The sequence below is a fragment of the Mycobacterium sp. E3198 genome (assembly GCF_001667015.1).
Taxonomy (GTDB): Bacteria; Actinomycetota; Actinomycetes; order Mycobacteriales; family Mycobacteriaceae; genus Mycobacterium.
Window position 1 is genome coordinate 1 of record NZ_LZIS01000184.1, and the last position, 660, is coordinate 660.

Consider the following 660-nt stretch of genomic DNA (forward strand, 5'->3'; position numbering starts at 1 on the left):
GCCCTGGCGGAACAGCTTGGCGCAACCCGTCAGGTACTTCATGTAGCGGTCGTAGACCTCTTGGGACTGGATGGCGATCGCCTGGTCCCTGTTGGCCTCGAGCGCGGTGGCCCACGTTTCGAGGGTCGTCGCGTAGTGTTCGCGTAGCAATTGCACCTTTTCGAGGGTAAATCCGGCCGCCGGCGCCAACTCCGCAATGTCTTCCTCGGCCGGCAACTGCCCGCCGGGGAAAATCTCCGTGTAGATGAATCGGGTGAATCGAATGTCGCGCATGGTCAGCGAGATCCCGCGCTCGTGCATTTGCTTTTGCGAGTGCGCGAGAATCGTGTGCAGCAACATTCGGCCATCGTCGGGAAGGATGCCGTAGGCGCGCTCGAAAAACGCGGGCCAGCGTTCGGCCTTGAACGCTTCGAAGGCGCCGATGGTGACAATCCGATCGACCTCGTCGTCGAACTCCTCCCAGCCCTGCAGCCGGACCTCGACGGTGCGCTCGGTGGGGATAGCGGCCAGCCTCGCCTTGCTGTACTCGAATTGGTTGCGGCTGAGCGTGATTCCGATGACGTTGACATCGAACTTCTCGATCGCCCGTTGCAGCGCTCCGCCCCAGCCGCAGCCGATGTCGAGCAGCGTCATCCCGGGCTCGAGGTTCAGCTTGCCGAC

1 protein-coding gene is annotated in these 660 nt (G+C 62.7%); it reads right to left on the reverse strand.

What is annotated here, in order from left to right; genetic code table 11:
* A partial coding sequence (locus tag A5673_RS20590; RefSeq protein ID WP_068236648.1) for a class I SAM-dependent methyltransferase occupies positions 1 to 660 on the reverse strand: 660 nt, incomplete at both ends.